We start from the raw sequence: 2,928 nt of genomic DNA, 5'->3' as shown, positions 1-2,928 counted from the left end.
GGCGTGTTGGCGTTCTTGAGACCGCGTGCGACGAAACCGAAGGTGTTGCTTGAGGGATCCGTCAGCGCTTCAGCGGCGGCCACCAGCTGCTCGAAGCTCTCGGGATATTTTATACCTTTGGCGTCGAACAGCTCCTTGTTCCAGTAGAGGATCCAGTAGTCGACCGAGAACGGCAGCGAGCGCAGCACGCCCTGGCCGTCCTTGGCGAACTGGATGCCCGCCTCGGCGAAGTCGCTTTCGGTCAGCCCGGGATCGGTGAGGCCCGGATCGGCAACGAAGCCGGAAATGTCGGCCAGCCAGCCGCCCTTCTCGAACTGGCGCTTCTGCACATGGTAGCTCAGATGCACGACGTCGAAGCTCGGCTTGCCGGAGCTGAGCTCGATCACCGTCTTCTGGCGCTGCTGCTGTTCGGGTGTCGCCTCGGCATTGACCTTGATGCCGGTCAGCTCCTCGAACTCCGCGAGATTCTTCAGGATGGTGTCGCTGCGCGGGCTCTTGACCAGGTTGACGTCGAGCGTCGTGCCGGCAAAGCGCTTCCAGTCGACGCCCGCGGCGAAGCTCGGACGAAGACCGACGAGGCCGGTGGCGGCGAGAGCCGCGGTTCCCTGGAGCAGCTGCCTTCTGGTTGGACTGAATGGATTGGACGACATTTCTTCCTCCCGGTTGTCGTTGTCGATTACGCCACGACGATTGCGGCGCGGTTTTGCTTCCTCAAACCTGCAGCGCCAGCCGGCGCGCATTGTCGATGTGCTGGCTGATCGCCTCGACCGCCATCTGCGGATCGCGTTTCTCCAGGGCCTCGATCACCGCAAGATGCTCGCGCATGACCGGCACGACCCGACCGTCGATGCGGAACCGCTCCTGATGGATGAGCCGGATCTTCACCGAATTTACCAGATAGGCCTTGGCGATGATCTCGTTGCCCAGCGCGCTGATGAAGGTGTCATGCATAGCCCAGTCGATGTTCTGGGCCTTGGCTTCCATTTCGGGGGTCGGGGTCTGCGCCAGCGCTTGGGCGAGCATGTCCTCGTGCTCGCGCCTCAGACCCGCAATCTCGGCGTCGGACGCGTTGACGGCAAACAGCGCGACCGCCTCGCGCTCTATGAACAGGCGGAACTGGAAAGCCTCGCGGATCAGGCTGATGTCGATATGCGCGATCTGCATGCCGCGTTGCGGTATGGTGGTCAGCAGTCCCTCGGCCTCGAGCCGCGGCACGATCTCGCGGATGGCTCCGAGCGGCAGGCCGGTGAAGGCGACCAGCTCGCGCTGCGAAACGAACTGGCCGGGCCTGAGGTCGCGGGCCAGCAGATGCCGCGTGAAGCTGGCATAGGCCTTCTCCCTGAGGGTTGCCGGTTCGCTCGTGTCGTCCATGCCGATCAGCGCCCTCCCCGGTTCAGGCTGCCTGTGTCGCAAACAGCCTGTCGTAAGCGGCGCCAAGCTGTTGCCGTTCCTGCAAGGCTACCGGCACGAGCGGCGGCCGAACCGTCAGCCAGCGTTCGTCGCCGGTTTGGCGCGCCACCATGGCCTTCACCGCCGGGATGACCGGATGCCGGAGCAGTTCGAGGACGAAGCTTTCCACGCGGGAGTCGTCGCGTCCGCTCTCGATCATGGCGCGCAGTTCGCCGGCGGCGAAATTGGCCATGCCGGAAATCGCGCCCTGGCCGCCGATCCGCACCGCCGGCGCCAGATGCCGTTCGTCGCCGATGAGGATGATCAGGTCGCCATGCGTCTTGAGCAGCGCTTCGCTGTAGCCCCAGTCTCCACCGGAATCCTTGACCCCGGCGACCACGCCCGGATACGCCTTGCGAAGCCGGCCGATCAGGTCGAGCGACAGCTGCACCGTCGTGACCGAGGGGATGTTGTAGAGCAGCATGCCGCGGGCCAGCGGACCGAGCGCGGCGAACACGGCGCCGAACCAGCCGAACAACCCATCGTCACCGACATTCTTGAAATAGCTCGGCGGCGCCAGAAGGATGTTGCGGGCGCCGCGCTGCAACGCCTGGCGGCACTGCTCGGCAGCGTCCTCCGCCGCATCGACCAGCACGCCTGCAACGAGTTGGTCCGCGGGTATTCCCGCCGCAAGCATGGCATCGATGACCGCCTGCCGCTCCGCCGTACCGACGGAAGCGCCTTCGCCGGTGGTGCCGAACAGCGTTACGCTGCTGCAGCCAGCATCGAGACAGGCCCTAGCATGCTCGGTCATCAGCGGAACGGCGATCCGCCCGGCTGCATCAAAGGGCGTTGTGAGCGCAACCGACAGACCAAAGCGCGAACCCACCTGCAATTCTCCATTCATCAATCCGCGAGCAGGCGTAGCATACTGACATGTTAGTTGTAAACATAGCTCCGATGACGCTTGGCTGCGGCTGGAAACAATTCACAATGCCTGTAGAGCCAGTCCCGCCAGCGCGGATGCCGCGAGCGTCGGCAGCATGCCGGCCTTCAGCCCGAGCATGGCGACCATCGCCGCCGCCGACAGCAGCGCCGCGCGCCAGTCGAGCGAGGAAACGACCGGAACCTCGACGCCCCAGCCGACGCTCTCGACTTTGCCGAAGACGACATGCAGCGCGAACCACAGCGCAAGGTTCATCACCACGCCGACGACCGCTGCCGTTATCGCACCGAGCGCCGCCGACAACGCCTTGTTCTGCCGCAGCTGCTCGATGTAGGGCGCGCCGAGGAATATCCAGAAGAAGCAGGGCGCAAAGGTAGCCCAGAGCGTCAGCGCCGCCCCCAGCGACCCTGCAAGCAGAGGGCTGAGCGTACCCGCATGGCGATAGGCGGCGGCGAAGCCGACGAATTGCAGCACCAGGATCAGCGGTCCGGGCGTCGTCTCGGCAAGTCCGAGCCCGTCGACCATTTCTCCGGGCGAAAGCCAGCCGAACGAGGTCACCGCGGCTTGCGCGACATAGGCAAGAACCGCATAGG

At 64.9% G+C, this 2,928-nt stretch carries 4 protein-coding genes; all 4 read right to left on the bottom strand.

Features of this window, described 5'->3' with window-relative positions; all coding sequences use genetic code 11:
• Positions 1-650: extracellular solute-binding protein (locus tag EOA60_RS26680; RefSeq protein ID WP_128312156.1), on the bottom strand; the 650-nt coding region annotated here is incomplete at its 3' end.
• Between the two features lie 61 nt (positions 651-711).
• The gene (locus EOA60_RS26675; RefSeq protein ID WP_095799867.1) at positions 712-1,371 is read right to left on the bottom strand and encodes a GntR family transcriptional regulator; all 660 of its coding nucleotides are present in this window, start codon (positions 1,369-1,371) and stop codon (positions 712-714) included.
• Between the two features lie 22 nt (positions 1,372-1,393).
• On the bottom strand, positions 1,394-2,278 hold the full coding sequence (locus EOA60_RS26670; protein ID WP_095824184.1) for a dihydrodipicolinate synthase family protein: 885 nt from the start codon (positions 2,276-2,278) through the stop codon (positions 1,394-1,396).
• Between the two features lie 99 nt (positions 2,279-2,377).
• Positions 2,378-2,928: chromate transporter (locus EOA60_RS26665; RefSeq protein WP_164899550.1), on the bottom strand; the 551-nt coding region annotated here is incomplete at its 5' end.

Origin of the sequence: Mesorhizobium sp. M1A.F.Ca.IN.020.06.1.1 (assembly GCF_004023265.1) — a bacterium.
Classification (GTDB): Bacteria; Pseudomonadota; Alphaproteobacteria; order Rhizobiales; family Rhizobiaceae; genus Mesorhizobium.
This window is presented reverse-complemented; position numbering and strand designations above follow the sequence as displayed.

What these genes read in the sequence shown, in the direction of transcription:
- EOA60_RS26675 (WP_095799867.1), bottom strand. Translation starts at nt 1,371, where the DNA reads ATGGACGACACGAGCGAACCGGCAACCCTCAGGGAGAAGGCCTATGCC.